Annotated in this window: 2 protein-coding genes; both read left to right on the top strand. The window is 48.3% G+C overall.

The genetic code is table 11. The features are described from left to right. Nucleotides 1-167 precede the first annotated feature (167 nt). On the top strand, nucleotides 168-482 hold the full coding sequence (locus ACFSCZ_RS18940) for a hypothetical protein (RefSeq protein ID WP_380776504.1): 315 nt from the start codon (nucleotides 168-170) through the stop codon (nucleotides 480-482). 26 nt (nucleotides 483-508) lie between these two features. Next, nucleotides 509-733: a hypothetical protein gene (locus ACFSCZ_RS18945; RefSeq protein ID WP_380776507.1), complete on the top strand. Its 225-nt coding sequence runs from the start codon at nucleotides 509-511 to the stop codon at nucleotides 731-733. The last annotated feature ends 124 nt before the right edge of the window (nucleotides 734-857 follow it).

Raw genomic sequence — 857 nt, forward strand, 5'->3', positions numbered from 1 at the left:
GCCCATTCCAGATTCAAATATGTGGAGTGGCTGGACCGGCCATTCCAGACAAAGGACCTGGTCCGTATGCATGAGAATGCCTTCCGTTATTTTGAAGGGATGACCATCGAATTGGTCTATGACCAGATCGTCTCCTGGCCATCAGCGAAAATGCGGGGGATCTGATCATGACTGCGGAATTCACCAAGTACCAGCAGACAAGGAAGTTCAAAGTCCATCTCTGCAGGAAGTCAGACCCTCAGTCCAAGGGGAAGATCGAGCAGGTGGTAAAGTATGTGAAAAATAACTTTGCGAAGAACCGTACGTTTGACAATTTGGCAGACTGGCAGGACTCCTGCATGAAATGGCTGGAACGCACAGGGAACTATAAGGTACACCATAATACAAAAAAGAGACCTGTCGAGGTGTACGCCCTGGAAAAGCAACACCTGCAAAAGGTCTCCGGTACTTACTGTTTGAAGATATCTTCGTTTCAAGTATAACAAGAAACATTCACAAGGACAACGTCATCCGATATGAGGGCAACCGATACAGCGTTCCCCTCGGTACCTATCGAAAAGGGGCACCGAACATCGCTTATATCGAGAAAGATGACGAGCATCTATACATACGCCTCCAACAGAACGGCCAGGTTCTGGCAAAGCATAGGATCGCAGAGGGAACAGGGGCTGTTATTTCGGATCCTTCACACAGGAAGCGCAATCACACCAAACGTGACCTGTTGATTCAGTAGATTGATGGCATGTTGGAGGACAAAGAAATCGGAAAGTGGCTGATTGGGCTGCTGGCTGAGGAGTACCCGCGCCATTTGGTCGACCAACTGAAAGTGGTACAATCAACCATCTTGAAATATCCCC

This window comes from Siminovitchia sediminis, assembly GCF_042680885.1.
GTDB classification, from domain to species: Bacteria; Bacillota; Bacilli; order Bacillales; family Bacillaceae_C; genus Siminovitchia; species Siminovitchia sediminis.